The organism is Pedobacter nutrimenti, from assembly GCF_032678445.1.
Taxonomy (GTDB): domain Bacteria; phylum Bacteroidota; class Bacteroidia; order Sphingobacteriales; family Sphingobacteriaceae; genus Pedobacter; species Pedobacter nutrimenti_A.
Map to the genome: position 1 here is coordinate 404,174 of NZ_JAVTSQ010000002.1, position 16,775 is coordinate 420,948.

The following is a 16,775-nucleotide window of genomic DNA, read 5'->3' on the forward strand; positions in this document are numbered from 1 at the left end:
TTAAGGGTTTCTGAATTATAAAATATCTATTTCTGTCAGCGGGTTCCAGAACACAGTTTTGAAATTCTGGACTTTATCCTTTTTAACAACAACGCCCTCTCTTTCGAGCAGCTCCACCATACGTTCAGGCGGATTAAAATGGAATTTTCCGGTCAACAAGCCGCTACTGTTCACCACCCTATGCGCAGGTATAGAAGGCTGTGCCTGGTCCGCATGCCTCATGGCATATCCTACCATACGAGAAGAACCGCCTGCACCAAGACTTTTGGCTATCGCTCCGTAAGATGTTACTCTTCCCTTAGGAATCAGCCGCACCACTTCAAAAACCTGTTCATAGAAATTCTGATCCATCAGACTAATGCAAATTGTATATAATTGATGTTTTTATCGCGTTTCAAATAAATGCGTTCATAATGGGTCTTGATCGATAAAACCTCATCATAAAACTCCGACTGATACAGCTGATCTGTCTTTTTAAAGCAAGGTAAGCCCAGTTCTTCCACCTTTTCTACTGTATATTGATATAGACCATCGTTATCTGTTTTCAGGTTCACTTTACCGCCAGGTTTAAGAAAAGCCTTGTATTTGTTCAGAAAACCAGGAAAGGTCAGTCGTTTCTTTTCCCTGCTTTCCTGCGGTTGCGGATCGGGGAAAGTAATCCAGATCTCATCCACTTCGTTTTCACCAAAATATTCCATGATATCCTCAATCTGTATCCTTAAAAAAGCCAGATTCTTAATTCCTTCATCCACTCCGGTTCTTGCACCACGCCAAATCCTGTTTCCTTTCAGGTCAATTCCGATGAAGTTTTTCTCCGGGAAAAGCCTGGCCAGACCTACGGAATACTCGCCTTTACCACAGGCCAGCTCCAATACCAAAGGATTTTCATTTTTAAAGTGCTGACGGGCCCATCTTCCCTTCAACTCTTTTCCGGCTTCCAACTGATACACATTATCAAACGTGTCTATCTCAGCAAACTTTCTTAATTTATCTTTACCCACTACTTAAATTATTTTATACAAACTTAGATAAAATACAATTAATTCCACGCCCTGTGCAGCATGCTTTCAAATTCGTACTTTTGTATCCTTAATTTAGTACAATTGGAAAAGCACTCAAAAATATATGTTGCCGGTCACCGCGGAATGGTGGGCTCCGCGATCCTCAGGAAATTAGAAAAAGAAGGTTACAGCAACCTCCTCACCAGAACTTCTTCCGAACTGGATCTTCGCGACCAGCAAGCAGTAACCGCTTTTTTTGAAAAAGAAATGCCGGAATATGTATTTCTTGCCGCAGCTAAAGTAGGCGGCATTGTAGCCAACAATACCTACCGGGCCGACTTTTTATATGAAAACTTGTGCATTCAGAACAATGTCATTCATCAGGCTTACAAAACAGGTGTCAAAAAACTGATGTTCCTGGGTTCCAGTTGTATCTATCCTAAACTTGCACCTCAGCCCCTAAAAGAAGAATATCTGCTGACCGGCTTGCTCGAAGAAACCAATGAGCCTTATGCAATTGCCAAAATTGCAGGTATTAAAATGTGTGATGCTTACCGCGCACAATATGGTTGCAATTTCATCTCTGTAATGCCCACCAATTTATATGGCTACAACGACAATTACCATCCACAAAATTCACATGTACTTCCTGCACTGATCCGCAAATTCCATGAAGCAAAAATAAATGGGACTGCCGAGGTTCTGGTTTGGGGTTCGGGCTCTCCTATGCGGGAATTCCTTTTTGCTGATGACCTGGCTGACGCCTGTTATTTCCTGATGCAAACCTATAATGAAAACCACCTGATCAACATCGGTACAGGCAAAGACCTGACCATAAAAGATCTGGCTTTACTGATCAAAAAAGTGGTTGGATTTGAGGGAACTTTAACCTTTGACAGCAGCAAACCGGACGGCACACCCCGCAAATTAATGGATGTGTCCAAGTTGCACAGCTTAGGCTGGAAACACCAGGTGGAATTGGAAGAAGGCATTCATCTTGCCTATAAGGATTTCTTAAATAAGCACGTTTAATTTCTTTAACCTGATTCTCAACATCCTGAAGTCAATTTCAAAACAAAAACCTTCAGGCTTCCCTGTTCTATAGTTAGAATTGATATATTTGTTACAATAGATCAATTCTAACTATATGACCTTAGTACAGCTTGAATATATTGTTGCCGTAGATACTTACCGAAGCTTCGTGGGTGCAGCCGAAAAATGTTTTGTTACCCAGCCTACATTGAGCATGCAGGTACAAAAACTGGAAGAGATGCTGAATGTTAAAATATTTGACAGAAGTAAACAACCAGTCATCCCTACTGAAATAGGCGCTCAGATTATAGAACAAGCCCGGGTGGTTCTTCAGGAAAGCCACAAAATACGGGAAATCATCAACAGCCAGCAACAGGACGTTGTTGGTGAACTGAAAGTTGGAATTATCCCTACCGTCGCTCCATATCTGCTCCCGCAAGTGATTGCAGCGATGATGGAAAAATATCCCGGCTTAAAGCTACTGATCTGGGAATACACCACAGAAGACATTATCCATCATTTAAAAACAGGGGTTTTAGACTGCGGACTACTGGCTACACCTCTTGCGGATGAAGCCATCCTGGAAGACCCACTGTATTACGAAAACTTTGTAACCTATATCAGCAAAAACAGCAAATTATTCAAAAAGAAAGCCATAGAAGCAGAAGACCTGGAGTCTGAAAACATCTGGCTGCTGAACGAAGGTCATTGCATGCGTTCTCAGGTTTTAAATATTTGCCGTTCTACCAAAGAGAACCGCCTGCAAGGCCTCACCTATAATACCGGAAGTGTAGAAACACTGATCAGAATGGTAGACATGAACAATGGTGCTACTTTATTACCTGAACTGGCCTTAGCTGAACTGACCAACAAACAACTCACTAAGGTAAGGTCTTTCAAATCACCTGAGCCGGTTAGAGAGATTAGTCTGGCCACCCATAAAAACTTCATCAAAAAAAGAATGCTGAATGCCTTTAAAGAAGAAATCCTGGCTGTAATCCCTAAATCGATGAAGCAAAAAAAGAAAAAAGACGTCATCGGATTATAACCGCAAACGCATTACCGTCTATAGTAAACTTATTCCAAAAAGGAGATTCGGAGCAGATGGATCCGCGTATAGTCCGCATTTTCCCGTAAAAATGCGGACTAGATACAGATTTTTCGCCTATTTCTTGCACAGTCATACATAGCCAGGCAGCAGGTTGGTCTAAATTTTCCGCACCCCTACGCGGTCACCACCCTCCTCTGCAATTTGCTAAGGAAAATTCTCGTACGCTGCGGAAAGACCTCAGAGATCTGCGGGCTTCTTCAGCCCGCCTGATATCGTTAGTCTTGAAGCAGCTGTACAGAATTTTCCAAAAAATTCACCCCCTCTCTCCCAGAAAATGTATTTTTACCCATTAACGTTATTTATTTTTTACACAAAATGGAAGAGATTAACTGGAGCGATTTTGAAAAAGTAGAACTTAGAGCCGGTACCATACTAGAAGTTTTCGATTTTCCGGAAGCCCGGAAACCCGCCTATAAAGTACGGGTTGACTTTGGCGAACTGGGTATAAAGATGAGTTCTGCCCAGATTACAAAACATTATATAAAAGAAGAATTGGTTGGCCAGCAAATTGTAGCTGTAGTCAATTTTCCTAAAAAACAAATTGGTAAATTCATGTCAGAATTTTTGGTTACGGGCTTTGCTGATGAGAATGGAGATATTGTACTCACCGCTTTAAGAGGAAAAGTACCCAACGGCAGTAAATTAATTTAAATGAGCTATTACAATTTCACCGACGAAAAAGACCCTGTACAGGAAGATGAACATTACATGCGTCTGGCCTTGCAGGAAGCGCAAAGAGCTTACGACCTACAAGAAGTCCCTATCGGAGCAATTGTCGTATGCCAGGGCAAGATCATAGGCAGAGGACACAATTTAACAGAACAATTGAATGATGTAACCGCACATGCCGAAATGCAGGCTTTTACCGCAGCCAGTCAAACGCTGGGTGGAAAGTACCTGAAAGACTGCACGCTATACGTTACGATTGAACCTTGCGTAATGTGCGCAGGCGCGAGTTACTGGATGCAGATCAGCAGGATCGTTTTCGGGGCAAAAGAAGAAAAAAGAGGCTTTACAACAAAAGGTGCTAACCTCCTTCACCCAAAAACGATTTTAAAAGGAGGAGTCCTTGCAGAAGAATGCGGACAGCTTATGACCAGTTTTTTTGCCTCCAAAAGGGGATAACTTGACAAAGTATTGAACAAAACTTAACCTTTGAATGTTATATTTGCTCAGCCCTTCCTTTCAGGACTTCTAAATGAACGAAAGATCAAGCCGGGCAACACAATAAGAAATAAATTTTAAACTTAAATTATAATAGTTATGGCTTTTGAATTACCTGCGTTACATTACGCAACAGATGCATTAGAACCGCATATCGATAAACAAACCATGGAAATCCACCATGATAAACACCACCAGGCTTATGTAACCAATCTGAACAAAGCTTTGGAAGGTAAACCTGAGGCTACACACAGTATCGATGACATCATCAAAAATATAGATAAATTCCCTGCAGCAGTTAGAAACAACGGTGGAGGTCACTACAACCATACTTTGTTCTGGGAAGTTATCGGTCCAAACAAAGGTGGAGAGCCTAAAGGTGCCCTTGCAGACGCAATCAATGCTGCATTCGGTTCTTTCGCAGATTTCAAAACTAAATTCGCTGAAGCAGGCGCAACCCGTTTTGGTTCAGGATGGGCCTGGTTAAGCGTAGGCGCTGATAAAAAACTAATTGTTTCTTCTACTCCAAACCAGGACAATCCATTAATGCCTGTAGCAGAAGTAAAAGGATTCCCTATTTTAGGAATGGACGTATGGGAACATGCTTACTACCTGAAATATCAAAACAGACGCCCTGATTACATTGCCGCTTTCTGGAATGTAGTAAACTGGGATGCTGTTGCAGAACGTTTCAAAAAAGCAACTGCTTAATTACATCACTCCCTATTGCGCCTGAGCCATTTCAGGACAACGAGTGATCAACAAAGGGCCTGAAGGAAATCATCCTTCAGGCCCTTTGTTATTTATTATTCCTTCGGTTCGCTTACCAGACTCTCCTCCCAAAAAATTTGGCATCTATTCGAAGACCTCAGGACCTAAAAGGTCCAGTCTTCGAATAGATGCCAAATTTTCCTACTTTTGCACCATGATCGATGTAATACTAAAAAAAGGCAAAGAAAAAGCAGCATACCAGCACCATCCATGGATCTTCTCCGGCGCATTGGACAGGCTCAAAGGAAGTCCTGAAAACGGCGAAGTGGTTAAAGTATATGCCGCTGACAAAGAGTTTTTAGCTTATGGGTATTACAACGCACAATCAAGAGTGGCCGTCAGACTAATTGAGTGGGACGAAAACAAAACCATTGATAAAAACTGGTACCAGGAAAAACTGCAGGCTGCGATTGCCGCACGTCAGCATGTTTTAAAAGACAAAAACACCAATACCTGCAGGCTGGTCTTCAGTGAAGCCGATTTCCTTCCGGGACTGATTGTAGACCAATATGCAGACTTCCTTTCTCTTCAAATCCTGAGCGCCGGGATCGAAAACAGCAAAAACGACATTATTGATATCCTGAGAACAGAGCTACAACCCAAAGGAATCTTTGACAAGAGTGACGCCAATGCCCGCACCCACGAAAACCTTGAAATTACCCAGGGATTGCTCTGGGGAGAAACACCGCCGGAATTTATAGAAGTTAAAGAAAACAACATTCGCTATCATATCAACATCGCAGATGGCCAAAAATCGGGCTTTTATTGTGACCAGCGAGACAACCGCCGGATCCTGGCCGAATATACCCAGGGCAAACATGTACTGGATTGTTTCTGTTACAGCGGCGGCTTTACCCTGAACAGCCTCGCCTTAGGTGCAGAACACGTGACCAGTGTAGACAGCTCTGCCCTTGCCATAGAAACCCTTAAACATAACATTGAACTCAACGGCTTTAAAGAAACACAGCAAACCAGCATTCAGTCTGATGTGAACAAACAGCTCCGGGCTTTTAAAGAAGAAGGAAAAAAATTCGATGTTGTGGTATTGGACCCTCCAAAATATGCCCCTTCAAGATCCGCACTGGATCGCGCTGCACGGGCCTATAAAGACCTGAACAGGCTAGGTATGCTCCTGCTGGAAAAGGGAGGCCTCCTAGCCACATATTCCTGCTCCGGAGCAGTTGACATCGAAACCTTTAAACAGATCATTGCATGGGCTGCTTTAGACGCAGGAAGGGAAGTGCAGATCATCAAACAATTCACCCAGCCGGAAGATCACCCCATCAGGATTTCCTTCCCGGAAGGCGAATACCTCAAAGGATTATTGGTCAGAGTACTTTAATCGCAAAATTAAAGCTCATCTGAGGGCAAACGATCATACTCTCCTTTTAAAGCATACCAGCCAAAAATAACCAGTCCAATGGCTATAGGTATGAATATAAAGAGGATTATTCCCCACTGCAGGGCTGTATTTGTTTTTGCAGCCCCTTCAGCGGCAAGCCCGATTTTTTCTATGGCCTGCATAAACATCAGCACCATCGCTAAAGGCCCGATAATGATCCATAATAAGCCTAAGGCTCTTTTTATTCCGTTCATGATAAAGTTTCTTTAGTTAATTCTTCATGACCTTCCCCATGATCAGGTTTGGTATTAGACAAATAGACCGCTCCAATAACGAAGCTGAGTGCCGCAATTCCGATAGGATACCACAAGCCAGATAGTGGCGTAGAGCCCGGGAAACTGACAATAAGTGTTGCGATGAAAGGTACAAGCCCCCCAAAAACACCATTTCCAACATGATAGGGCAAAGACATAGAGGTATACCTGATCTTAGTGGGGAACAATTCCACCAGGAAAGCCGCTATCGGACCATAAACCATTGTGACCAGCAGGATCTGGAAAAAGATCAGCCCCACAAATTTCCAGAAGACAGGGGCAGGTAATTTTTTATCTTTATACACATCTGGCCCGGCAACAACACCCCGACCTGGTTCATCATATTTGGTATAAGATTGTACCTTGGTATAGGATCCGCCGTTCAGCAGTGTTACCGTTGCACTTGTGGTCACCAGGCTATCTTTTGTGTTCTCCACTGCCAGCCGGCTCACCACCGGATCACTCACCTGCAGGATGTCCTTTTGTTCTGTTTTGGTCATGTCCGTATCGTCCAGAAAAATTTGATAAACGGGACGGTAGAAAACAATACCAAGCAACATTCCACACAGCATGATCCATTTCCGGCCTACGCGGTCACTCCAGGAACCAAAAACGACAAAGAAAGGTGTAGCAAAAGCAATCCCCCATAAAAGAATATACCTGGAGTCATTAAAATCTACCTTACAGGTATTCTCCAGAAAAGACTGCGCGTAAAACTGGCCTGTATACCAGATCACCCCCTGTCCCATCGTTGCACCAAATAAGGCCAGTAAAACCATTTTGAAATTGGTTTTATGGCTAAAGCTTTCTTTAAGTGGATTCTTTGATACTTTTCCTTCCGATTTAAGCTTGCTGAACATAGGTGACTCGTGCATCTTCATCCGGATATAAATCGAAACACCAACCAGCAGGATAGACAGCAGGAAAGGTACCCGCCAGCCCCAGGCTGCAAAGTCTTCGGCACCAATCAGGTTTTTCGTCACAACGATAATGCCGAGCGAAAGAAAAAGACCTCCGGTTGCGGTAGTCTGTATCCAGCTGGTAAAAAAACCTCTTCTTCCGGGAGCGGCGTGTTCTGCTACGTAAGTTGCTGCGCCTCCGTACTCCCCACCCAGTGCAAGGCCCTGGATCAGACGCAGGATCAGTACCAGGATGGGTGCGGCATATCCAATAGTGGAATAGGAAGGGATCAGTCCGATCAGAAAGGTGGACCCTCCCATGAGCACAAGGGTCAGCAGAAAGGTATATTTCCGCCCGATCAGGTCTCCAAGCCGACCAAATACAAGCGCTCCAAAAGGACGGACAATAAATCCGGCAGCAAAAATAGCCAACGTATTGATCAGTGCAGAAGCCCCTGCATCAGCTGGAAACAGCTTAGCACCAATAATGGTGGCCAGGCTTCCAAAAATATAAAAATCATACCATTCGATAAGAGTGCCGAGTGAAGACGCACCAATCACTTTGAAAATTGAATTCCCCTTGGTTTTCAGACCCATAAGTTGCTAAAATATTTGGCTATAGAAATAAAGCTACAATTTATTATGAATTACAGCGAAATATTTTAGCAATAAATGAGATAAATTATTGTTCTTCCCGAAAATAGACTTTATAGTAATTCATGGACTTATCATCATCGAAGCCCTTCTCAATCAGCTCTTTATTTCCATGAATATAAATATGGAAGTTCTTATCCAGTTTCAATACGCTTTTATAATCACGGGCCTGTTTCTTTACTGCCGCGTCTGAAATGTCAAAGCTATCGGGAATAGCGGTATCAAATTCTTCTTCGTAGTTCTTTTTGTAGTTCTTAAAGGATTCGATGCCCTCCGCATTGGCGATCACCTCAGTTGAAAATTCATCCAGATCAAAACTGTCCTTTTCTTTAAAATACTTAATAGACCTGTTCAGTAAATCTATTTTATCTGCTTTAGAGATCTCAAAATCTTCGTCCAGTTTCTGGGTCACAAAATTCTTATAGACACCAAGCACATTACTGGTTTGATGATAGTTGTCATTTCTGATCCGGAGTTTCAGGAATTCATCCTTCCAGTAAACCGCCTCCGCACTGCGGTTGGTCTGGTCTATTACTGCAACTTTATAGCCCTGATCCTTTTCCGTATTGATGATGAGGCATCCTTTATCTAGTTTGCTGATATTAATCGCTTCCTGCTCATAACTCACATTAAAACCACTATTTTCCGGATATACTTTCAGATAGGTCTCTTTATTTTCTGACTTAAAGATTCCGATCGCATCGTGCAGTTCTCCTTCAATCTGTACATTCTCAAAATAAGCGACATACAATTCTCCGGATTTGATTTTGGGATGATTAGAGATCTCATACAGATATTTGGCCAGTTGCTGGCTGTTGTCATGAAAACTTTCTCCCTTTTCAAAGATGGATTCTGCAAAATGATAAACTTCGTTCAGGTTCAGATCTTCATTGGGATGAAAAAACCTATAGATCTCATTTACTTTGCCGTAAGGCCCCAGAAAGTATTGCAGCAAGAGGTTCTTCAGCTGCTCATCTTCTATCACAAGGGATTGCTCTGAAAGCACATAAAATTCGTCTTCAGACTTATTACCTATCCGGTGTATAGAAAGTTCGGCCAGTGAGGCTTCAAAAAATGAGATCATAATGTATTTTGCCTTTTAAATCGAGGGCAAAAGTACCTTTTATGATTTAAAATTTTCAATTGCAGGGAATAAATTCCCGTTCTGAAATTAGGCATCTATTCTTTGGGCGTGTCCCTGAGTTCAAGCGGCTTTTTTGAATTCCGTTTCATTCTCAGGTTCAACATCTCTACCAACACAGAAAAAGCCATGGCAAAATAGATATAGCCTTTAGGGATATGCTGATCTAAACCCTCTGCCAGCAACGACACTCCAATCAGCAGTAAAAAAGACAGCGCCAGCATTTTCACGGTTGGGTGCTTGTTTACAAAATTACTGATGGCGCCTGAGGAGATCATCATAATGATCACCGCGATCACTACCGCAGCAATCATGATTTCAACGTGATCTGCCATACCCACGGCCGTAATCACTGAATCCAGGGAGAATACAATATCAAGCAGCAGGATCTGTACAATAACACCATTGAAAGTATATACTTTCGCGTTTGCGCCCCCTTCCTCTTCACCTTCCAGTTTCAGGTGGATCTCATGGGTACTCTTATAAATAAGGAATAAGCCCCCCACAATCAGGATCAGGTCTCTTCCGGATATGGCCAGCTTTTCCAACCATTCCTTACTGTCTATACTGAACCAGTCGCCTATATTGAACAATGTAGCGGTGAGGGTCATTACCCAGCTTAAGGACAGCAATAACAATACCCTGGTGATCATGGCCAACCCTAGCCCAAGCTGACGGGCTTTTTTTTGTTTCTCCTGCGGGAGTTTTGAAGACAAAATAGAGATAAAAATGATGTTATCAATCCCTAATACAATTTCCAGCAGGGTTAACGTGATCAGAGAGATCCAGGTTTCGGGGTTGTTTAAAATTTCCATAGACAAGCGGGTAAGTACGGTTCGCTAAGATATAAAAAAAGCCTGCTGATTCCTCAGCAAGCTATCATTTGTTTGGTTTTTAGTGCTTATTTAAAAGTAACATTCCCATAAGAAGATTTAATCCTTACCCGGCTGCCACCCCCTCCACCGATCTTACCGGTATAATTTTTATCCTGAGAATGATCGTCTTCGCTAGCCGCTCTGGCGGTAACGCCACTACCATATCTGAAAGAGGAATAACTTGTTTTTACATCCAGCTCTCCGCTATATTTGTCGGCAAAGCCGATCCCTATATTCACATACTCTGCATCTACGACCAGTGACCGCACATTTTCATTCACCTTTTGAATGCTGAGCTTATCGTAGGCCATATTGAAGGTTGCATCGCCGAAAAGCGTCCCTATGGTAACCCCCGTGTATTGCGTTTTAACGGTCAGACCTCCGCTGCTTCCAATATCCAAACTACCATATTGCTGCTTAATGACCGAATTTCCCGGTTTAATTGCCTGGATATTAACCTTGGTATATTGTGCATCCAGCACAAGGTTCGATACAGTTCCCAGGGTTAAACCGGAACCATACTGCTGCTTGATCAGTGCACTCTCCCTAACCGTACCTACATTGACATCAACATACTGCGCATCCAGGTTCAACTCAGAAGCTGATCCAATACTAAGTCCCGAACCATACTGATGCTTCACGATCCCCTTATTTATTTCCGCGACATTGGTCTTTCCGTACTGCACATTGATATAATTATTGGCATTAGACAGATTTCCGGCGGTAAAATTACCATATTGTACTTTTACCGACAGGGGACCACTCTGATCGGCCATATCTATGTTCCCATATTGCTGAGACATCGTTAGCGCAGAGCTGGAGGGCATATACACTACATAACTGATCTTTACTTCCTTTCTTCCCCGCTTTCCATTTCTGATCCAGCTGCCCCAGTTTTTGCTTCCTTCGCTTATCCTTGTGCGAAAGAAAACTGCATCTGAACGCTTTTCGGCATCAATGCTGACCTCATCCAATAATTTTTGAGCTTCTGTGTCGCTATTGCTATATGCACGGATGTCAATATCGACCTTAACTTCTTTTTTGTCCCAATTCTTGATCAGGATAGTCCCGTACTGATTGCTCAGGTTCACCTTCTCTCCATTACTTAATGGAAAGCTCTTACTAAATGATTTCGATTTGGCCGCGTCATCATCCGGATTACCCTGAGGCAGGCTGACCCCGAAATGGATAGGCATTAGAGGTGGAACACTCGCAATAGCCCCCTCAGCTCTTGCGCTGATGTGGCTGGCCAGCAGAACAATGCCCGCTAGCCCCATTAAAGTCCTTTTCATATTTGATTTTCCTTTTTATACTGATTTACCTGATTAATGATCATCAATTGCTGAGTGATCACCTGCAGCTGGAGCTCCAGATTTTTGACCATCGCCCTCACCACTAATTTCTGATTCGGACTGTCTGCCAGTTCCTTTTTCAGTTTCTGGTAATCTGCATCCATGTGCTCTATATCTTTATTAAACTTAGAATAAAGTGCTGGATTAACTTTAGACAAGACCTCCAGACTGTCCTTTTTTTCTTCAATCATACTGGCAAAACGGACCTGTTTCTTTGCATAATCAGGATTCACTTCCGCAACCATCATCGTGTTCCTTCGGCCGTAGGTAAACAGCCCCGCAGCAAATCCCACCACCAGCAACACGGAGGCTGCAATTCCGATCCATAAGGTCATATTGATTGGTTTTGAAGGTTTTTTTTTATCCAATCCTTTTTCTATTCTACTCCAAAGTTCTTCGGAGGGATTTTCTGTATCGAATGCCTTCTTGTTCTCCCTGATAAATTCCTCTAATTTTCTGCTCATCATTGACTCCTTTCTTTTTCCATTAAGCGTTGTAATTTTATTTTTGCCCGCATATACTGGCTGCGGGATGTATTCTCCGAGATTTTCAGGATATGGGCAATTTCCTCATGGTCATAGCCTTCCAGCAGATACAAGCTGATCACTACCCGGTATCCATCCGGGAGCAACTCCATTGCTTTTTTTATTTCCTCTACTCTAGGTTGAAGTTCGCCATCTTCTTCCTCTTCTTCTTCTGGCACATCTATCGCATCTGTACTTACAAATTCCATTTTTCTCTTACGAAGATAATTGATCGACTTGTTGATCACAATCTGTTTTAACCACAGCCCAAAGGTTGTATCTCCCCTAAAGTCTGTAATTCTGCTGAAAGCTTCCAAAAATGCTTCCTGCAATACATCCTCTGCCTCTGCAACATGACACAATATCCTTTGGGCAGTATTGTACATCGCCTTTGCATACAGTTTGTACAATTCAAACTGTGCTTTACGGCTGCCAAGTCTGCATTCTTGCACCAAGGCCTGATGTTTATCTATGTATAAGGTTTCCAATAGCTGCTTAATTCGTCTATATGACAACCAAACTTCAGAAACGTTGCACGGATATGAAAAATAAATGAATATTTTTACGGCCTAATTATTACAATAATGTTAAGAACAACAACTTGCGGCGCTTTAACGATTAAGAATCTAGGAGAAAATGTGGTCCTGTGTGGATGGGTACAGAAATCCAGGGACCTTGGTGGAATGACTTTTATTGACATTCGTGACCGGTACGGAATCACTCAACTGGTTTTTAATATGGACGACAACCGCGAGTTATGTGAAGCTGCCCGTAACCTGGGTCGTGAATTTGTAATTAAAGCCAGCGGTACCGTTGTTGAACGTTCTAACAAGAATGCTAAAATTCCAACTGGTGACGTAGAAATTAAAATTACAGCCCTTGAAATACTCAACGCAGCCAAACTGCCTCCGTTTATGATCGATGACGAAACCGACGGTGGGGATGACCTGCGAATGAAATACCGTTACCTGGATCTGCGCAGAAACCCGGTAAGAAACAACATGGTTCTTCGTCATAAAATGGCACAGGCCGTTCGACGTTACCTGGACGGGCTGGACTTTATTGAAGTAGAAACCCCGGTATTGATTAAATCAACACCAGAAGGTGCAAGAGACTTTGTAGTACCCAGCCGTATGAATCCTGGTGAGTTCTACGCTCTGCCACAGTCTCCGCAGACCTTTAAACAACTTTTAATGGTTTCTGGCTTTGACAGGTACTTTCAGATTGTAAAATGCTTTAGAGATGAGGATTTACGCGCTGACAGACAACCTGAATTTACGCAGATTGACTGCGAGATGTCTTTTATTGAGCAGGAAGATATTTTGAATACTTTTGAAGGGCTGATCCGGACTTTATTTAAAGACATTAGAGGTATTGACCTTCCGGAAGTACCCAGAATGCAATATGCAGATGCGATGCGCTTGTACGGTTCAGATAAACCGGATACGCGTTTTGAAATGCAGTTTGTGGAACTGAATGACTTTGTTAAAGGTCATAATTTCCCTGTCTTTGATCAGGCGGAACTGGTTATTGGAATCAATGCCAAAGGCTGCGCAGGTTATACACGGAAACAAGTGGATGAGCTGACTGATTTTATTAAACGTCCCCAGATCGGTGCAACAGGGCTAATCTATTGCCGTCATAATGAAGATGGCTCCTTAAAGTCTTCCGTTGATAAATTCTACAGCGAAGACATTCTGAAAACCTGGTCGTCCGCCTTACAAAGCGAACCGGGAGATTTAATGCTGATTATGGCCGGCACAACGGACAAGGTACGCAAACAATTGAGTGAGCTTAGGCTGGAAATGGGCAATAGACTGGGTCTTCGTGATAAAAATACATTCAGTGCCCTGTGGGTTCTGGATTTCCCTTTATTGGAATGGGATGAAGAGACGGAGCGTTATCATGCCATGCACCATCCTTTCACTTCTCCTAAACCAGAGGACATCGCTTTATTAGATACCAAACCCGGAGAAGTAAGGGCAAATGCTTACGATATGGTGGTCAACGGAACTGAAATTGGTGGGGGGTCAATCCGAATCCACGACAGGACTTTACAAGCCTTAATGTTTAAACACCTTGGTTTTTCTGCAGAAGAAGCACAAAAACAGTTTGGCTTTCTGATGGATGCCTTTGAATATGGTGCACCTCCTCACGGTGGTATTGCCTTTGGTTTTGACCGTTTATGCTCAATTTTTGCTGGTCTGGACAGCATCCGTGACGTCATTGCCTTCCCTAAGAATAACTCTGGAAGGGACGTGATGATTGACAGTCCTTCTACTATAGACGAAAAGCAACTGACAGAACTTAAAATAAAATCGACCCTTTAAGAAGGGGTAAATCAATAAAAAAGGGGAATCAAAATTTGATTCCCCTTTTTTCTAGTAGGTCTCGCTGTCTGGCGGAATACCATAATCTATAGCAGCAACTGCTTTTTCTTTTTTCTTTGTTTTACCGAACCAGCCCTTGACGGTGTTAAATATCGCCGATAAGTGTTCTGCATCCAGGGTTTTCCCTACTTTGCTTGTTGCCAACCCCACCAGTGCTTTTGTCAGGAAGCCTGAACCTCTGAAAAGCGTGCTGTTCATTAAAACAGGCAGAACCATAGACATCAGTTTACTGCTGATGTTCAATTTATCATCCATTTTTACAAAAGCAGAAGGTGTAGCATATTTTCTAATCAATGCCCCAAAAGTAAATTGCTTCAAATACAATCGGGTATCTTCTTTTAAAGCATCTCCCTGCATCTGATAAGCCGCTCTTAAAACCAGGATCTCCCGTTGCAGATCTTCTATGGTCTGAATGTTATTTTTCCTCATCGTCCTTGTCTGCTAGTTTGTTAAAAAATTTGCGGATAGAAAAATTGACAATAGCCTTTTCAATATATTTATCCTTTGTAAAATAAACAATCACCGCAAGAAGAATATAGATCAGCGACACGCAGCCAAAACCCCGCGTATAGCTCCCAAGCACATCAGAAAGAAACAAAGCCAGCGTAACCGTTCCAAATAAGAAAGCCAGAACAAAGCAGATAATAACGGTTGTGGTGGTCACCAGATCAGCAAAGGTTCTGGAAACTTTCTCTACCATATACAGTTTTGTATACTCGATACGGTTATCTATATAGCCTTTCGCATCCGAAATGATATCTTCAATATTTTTCTCTTTATTTTCCTGCATTACTTATAAGGTTATACAACGATTACTTTAATTTTTGAATTTAGGCATGCTCGGTTTCATCTGCATACTCTTCTTCCTGGTTAAATTTGCTTTTTACAGAACTCACCACTTTATCTTTAAGATTAGCCAGATTATTGATCTCATCGGCAGCTTTATCTTTTATAGAATCACCAAGATCTTTTAAAGACTGGCTTAATCTGTCACGCGTATCTGTTCCTTTTTCAGGAGCAAATAACAAACCCAAAGCTGCACCTGCAGCCAAACCGGCTAATAGCCCAATTAAAACTTTTGAATTATCGTTCATAACTTTTAAATTTTATTTAACACTTAAATAACTCTGGATACTTAGCCCGTTCCTTATTAAAACGCCTCTTCCGGAGGAATTGTTTTAATTCTTTCCAATCTTTCCGTTGCCAGAGCACTTGTTTCATAGATTTTTAGAAGCAAAATGAAATAAGACAACAACAACGGACCGAAAACAAGACCTAGTATTCCGAATAATGGTATACCAATAACTACGCCAATTACGGTAATTATGGGATGAATATTTCCAACTTTCTTAGCAATCATGAACCGAAGTACATTATCGATATTAATAATCACAACAAATCCAAAGATTAACATAGCCCAGGCTTCAAAATTATGCCCGTTGGCCATTTGCATCAAGGCTGCTGGTACAAAGATGATAGGCGGTCCCAGCACAGGTACAAAACAGATAAAAGCGGTGATTACCCCCCAAAATAGGGGATCATTATAGCCCAAAACAAGAAATGACAAGCCAAGCAAGGAGCCCTGCACAATAGAGATCAATCCCTGCCCAACTACATTTGCATAAGTAGTATTCCTCATTTCTTCCGCAAAGCGGTAGGCATTTTGGGCCCTGAAAGGGGCATATTTAACCAGAGCCTGCTCAAAAGTCTCGTGTTCAATCAGCATAAAATAGAGCAAAAAGTACATCAGGAGAAGACCAAACACAATATTAAATGCCCCTGATATCAAAGAAGGAAAGAGTTCTGTAGCCCAGGTTCCGGCTTTTCTAAGTCCCTCTTCCAGTAAGTTTTGCAAATCCCGGCTCACATGGACCAGATTTTTAAACTTAAGCAGCATATTCTGATAGTACAGATGGTCGTTTTGCAGTTCTGCAATTTTGGCAATAACCATATTACTCAGCCCATAAAATGGCAGAATAATCACCACTACAGAAATAAACAGAAGCAAAATTGCTGTAAAACGCTTATTCCATTTTTTTCTGTTGATCAGATAAAGATAACCTGGCCGCAGGATCGTGTACATCACCAGTGTACTCAATATAGAACCAAATATTCCCTGCAAAGAATAAGCGATTAAACAACCAAGCGCAATGATAATTACCAGGTTAATGTTATTTCGCTGTTTGTAGGAAAATAGGGACATCT

The 16,775-nt window shown here is 42.2% G+C and carries 20 protein-coding genes; 7 read left to right on the top strand and 13 right to left on the bottom strand.

Annotated elements, in window-relative coordinates:
* Positions 1-15 precede the first annotated feature (15 nt).
* Entirely contained in the window at positions 16-351 is a 336-nt protein-coding gene (locus tag R2S08_RS04465; protein ID WP_316834023.1) for an MGMT family protein, read from the bottom strand.
* Positions 351-1,001 carry a tRNA (guanosine(46)-N7)-methyltransferase TrmB gene (gene trmB / locus R2S08_RS04470; RefSeq protein ID WP_316834024.1) on the bottom strand — a complete coding sequence of 217 codons (651 nt, stop codon included), beginning with the start codon at positions 999-1,001 and terminating at the stop codon, positions 351-353. Before trmB ends, R2S08_RS04465 begins: the two co-directional genes overlap by 1 nt.
* A 102-nt stretch (positions 1,002-1,103) precedes the next feature.
* Between trmB and R2S08_RS04475 the strand changes: the two genes are divergently transcribed.
* The 6 genes from R2S08_RS04475 (at position 1,104) to R2S08_RS04500 (ending at position 6,421) form a co-directional block, all read left to right on the top strand.
* Entirely contained in the window at positions 1,104-2,033 is a 930-nt protein-coding gene (locus R2S08_RS04475) for a GDP-L-fucose synthase (protein ID WP_316834025.1), read from the top strand.
* Between the two features lie 115 nt (positions 2,034-2,148).
* Positions 2,149-3,081, top strand: coding sequence for a hydrogen peroxide-inducible genes activator (locus R2S08_RS04480; RefSeq protein WP_316834026.1), 933 nt, complete (start codon positions 2,149-2,151; stop codon positions 3,079-3,081).
* A gap of 378 nt (positions 3,082-3,459) precedes the next feature.
* Positions 3,460-3,795 (top strand): tRNA-binding protein, encoded by a 336-nt coding sequence (locus R2S08_RS04485; protein WP_316834027.1) that lies wholly within the window; start codon positions 3,460-3,462, stop codon positions 3,793-3,795.
* Positions 3,796-4,269 (top strand): nucleoside deaminase, encoded by a 474-nt coding sequence (locus R2S08_RS04490; RefSeq protein WP_316834028.1) that lies wholly within the window; start codon positions 3,796-3,798, stop codon positions 4,267-4,269.
* A 138-nt stretch (positions 4,270-4,407) separates the two neighbouring features.
* Positions 4,408-5,019 (top strand): superoxide dismutase, encoded by a 612-nt coding sequence (locus R2S08_RS04495; RefSeq protein WP_133779133.1) that lies wholly within the window; start codon positions 4,408-4,410, stop codon positions 5,017-5,019.
* Positions 5,020-5,233: 214 nt separating this feature from the next.
* A complete protein-coding gene (locus tag R2S08_RS04500) occupies positions 5,234-6,421 on the top strand; it encodes a class I SAM-dependent rRNA methyltransferase (RefSeq protein ID WP_316834029.1) in 1,188 nt (395 codons plus the stop codon).
* Positions 6,422-6,429: 8 nt separating this feature from the next.
* Here the strand turns inward: R2S08_RS04500 and R2S08_RS04505 are convergent, their stop codons facing one another.
* From R2S08_RS04505 to R2S08_RS04535, 7 genes are all read right to left on the bottom strand, one after another.
* Complete coding sequence (locus R2S08_RS04505) at positions 6,430-6,675, bottom strand: DUF6814 family protein (RefSeq protein ID WP_108555357.1); 246 nt, start codon at positions 6,673-6,675, stop codon at positions 6,430-6,432.
* A complete protein-coding gene (locus R2S08_RS04510) occupies positions 6,672-8,231 on the bottom strand; it encodes an MFS transporter (RefSeq protein WP_133779130.1) in 1,560 nt (519 codons plus the stop codon). The genes R2S08_RS04505 and R2S08_RS04510 overlap by 4 nt, the downstream gene beginning before the upstream one ends.
* 85 nt (positions 8,232-8,316) lie before the next feature.
* Positions 8,317-9,372: a nucleoid-associated protein gene (locus tag R2S08_RS04515; protein ID WP_316834030.1), complete on the bottom strand. Its 1,056-nt coding sequence runs from the start codon at positions 9,370-9,372 to the stop codon at positions 8,317-8,319.
* Between the two features lie 95 nt (positions 9,373-9,467).
* Positions 9,468-10,244, bottom strand: coding sequence for a TerC family protein (locus R2S08_RS04520; RefSeq protein ID WP_133779128.1), 777 nt, complete (start codon positions 10,242-10,244; stop codon positions 9,468-9,470).
* An 86-nt stretch (positions 10,245-10,330) separates the two neighbouring features.
* Positions 10,331-11,596 carry a hypothetical protein gene (locus tag R2S08_RS04525; protein ID WP_316834031.1) on the bottom strand — a complete coding sequence of 422 codons (1,266 nt, stop codon included), beginning with the start codon at positions 11,594-11,596 and terminating at the stop codon, positions 10,331-10,333.
* On the bottom strand, positions 11,593-12,123 hold the full coding sequence (locus R2S08_RS04530) for a hypothetical protein (protein ID WP_133779126.1): 531 nt from the start codon (positions 12,121-12,123) through the stop codon (positions 11,593-11,595). Before R2S08_RS04530 ends, R2S08_RS04525 begins: the two co-directional genes overlap by 4 nt.
* A complete protein-coding gene (locus R2S08_RS04535; RefSeq protein ID WP_316834032.1) occupies positions 12,120-12,668 on the bottom strand; it encodes an RNA polymerase sigma factor in 549 nt (182 codons plus the stop codon). The genes R2S08_RS04530 and R2S08_RS04535 overlap by 4 nt, the downstream gene beginning before the upstream one ends.
* Positions 12,669-12,764: 96 nt before the next feature.
* Between R2S08_RS04535 and aspS the strand changes: the two genes are divergently transcribed.
* Positions 12,765-14,510, top strand: a complete 1,746-nt coding sequence (gene aspS / locus R2S08_RS04540; protein ID WP_316834033.1) for an aspartate--tRNA ligase — start codon at positions 12,765-12,767, stop codon at positions 14,508-14,510.
* A gap of 51 nt (positions 14,511-14,561) precedes the next feature.
* On the opposite strand, the gene R2S08_RS04545 is transcribed toward aspS, so the two are convergent.
* From R2S08_RS04545 to R2S08_RS04560, 4 genes are read right to left on the bottom strand one after another with little or no spacing between them, the layout of a single operon-like run.
* Positions 14,562-14,999 (bottom strand): hypothetical protein, encoded by a 438-nt coding sequence (locus tag R2S08_RS04545; protein ID WP_133779123.1) that lies wholly within the window; start codon positions 14,997-14,999, stop codon positions 14,562-14,564.
* Positions 14,986-15,360, bottom strand: a complete 375-nt coding sequence (locus R2S08_RS04550) for a phage holin family protein (RefSeq protein ID WP_133779122.1) — start codon at positions 15,358-15,360, stop codon at positions 14,986-14,988. Before R2S08_RS04550 ends, R2S08_RS04545 begins: the two co-directional genes overlap by 14 nt.
* Before the next feature lie 40 nt (positions 15,361-15,400).
* On the bottom strand, positions 15,401-15,664 hold the full coding sequence (locus R2S08_RS04555) for a YtxH domain-containing protein (RefSeq protein ID WP_133779121.1): 264 nt from the start codon (positions 15,662-15,664) through the stop codon (positions 15,401-15,403).
* Positions 15,665-15,720: 56 nt separating this feature from the next.
* Positions 15,721-16,773 (bottom strand): AI-2E family transporter, encoded by a 1,053-nt coding sequence (locus R2S08_RS04560; RefSeq protein WP_133779120.1) that lies wholly within the window; start codon positions 16,771-16,773, stop codon positions 15,721-15,723.
* Positions 16,774-16,775 lie beyond the last annotated feature (2 nt).

Bases quoted from the DNA above. Each gene is read 5' to 3' on its own strand.
- R2S08_RS04505 (WP_108555357.1), bottom strand. From the start codon at position 6,675: ATGAACGGAATAAAAAGAGCCTTAGGCTTATTATGGATCATTATCGGG.
- R2S08_RS04490 (WP_316834028.1), top strand. From the start codon at position 3,796: ATGAGCTATTACAATTTCACCGACGAAAAAGACCCTGTACAGGAAGAT.
- R2S08_RS04485 (WP_316834027.1), top strand. From the start codon at position 3,460: ATGGAAGAGATTAACTGGAGCGATTTTGAAAAAGTAGAACTTAGAGCC.
- R2S08_RS04555 (WP_133779121.1), bottom strand. From the start codon at position 15,664: ATGAACGATAATTCAAAAGTTTTAATTGGGCTATTAGCCGGTTTGGCT.
- R2S08_RS04550 (WP_133779122.1), bottom strand. From the start codon at position 15,360: ATGCAGGAAAATAAAGAGAAAAATATTGAAGATATCATTTCGGATGCG.
- R2S08_RS04560 (WP_133779120.1), bottom strand. From the start codon at position 16,773: ATGTCCCTATTTTCCTACAAACAGCGAAATAACATTAACCTGGTAATT.
- R2S08_RS04525 (WP_316834031.1), bottom strand. From the start codon at position 11,596: ATGAAAAGGACTTTAATGGGGCTAGCGGGCATTGTTCTGCTGGCCAGC.
- R2S08_RS04520 (WP_133779128.1), bottom strand. From the start codon at position 10,244: ATGGAAATTTTAAACAACCCCGAAACCTGGATCTCTCTGATCACGTTA.
- R2S08_RS04480 (WP_316834026.1), top strand. From the start codon at position 2,149: ATGACCTTAGTACAGCTTGAATATATTGTTGCCGTAGATACTTACCGA.
- aspS (WP_316834033.1), top strand. From the start codon at position 12,765: ATGTTAAGAACAACAACTTGCGGCGCTTTAACGATTAAGAATCTAGGA.
- R2S08_RS04495 (WP_133779133.1), top strand. From the start codon at position 4,408: ATGGCTTTTGAATTACCTGCGTTACATTACGCAACAGATGCATTAGAA.
- R2S08_RS04545 (WP_133779123.1), bottom strand. From the start codon at position 14,999: ATGAGGAAAAATAACATTCAGACCATAGAAGATCTGCAACGGGAGATC.
- R2S08_RS04510 (WP_133779130.1), bottom strand. From the start codon at position 8,231: ATGGGTCTGAAAACCAAGGGGAATTCAATTTTCAAAGTGATTGGTGCG.
- R2S08_RS04515 (WP_316834030.1), bottom strand. From the start codon at position 9,372: ATGATCTCATTTTTTGAAGCCTCACTGGCCGAACTTTCTATACACCGG.
- R2S08_RS04465 (WP_316834023.1), bottom strand. From the start codon at position 351: ATGGATCAGAATTTCTATGAACAGGTTTTTGAAGTGGTGCGGCTGATT.
- R2S08_RS04530 (WP_133779126.1), bottom strand. From the start codon at position 12,123: ATGATGAGCAGAAAATTAGAGGAATTTATCAGGGAGAACAAGAAGGCA.
- R2S08_RS04500 (WP_316834029.1), top strand. From the start codon at position 5,234: ATGATCGATGTAATACTAAAAAAAGGCAAAGAAAAAGCAGCATACCAG.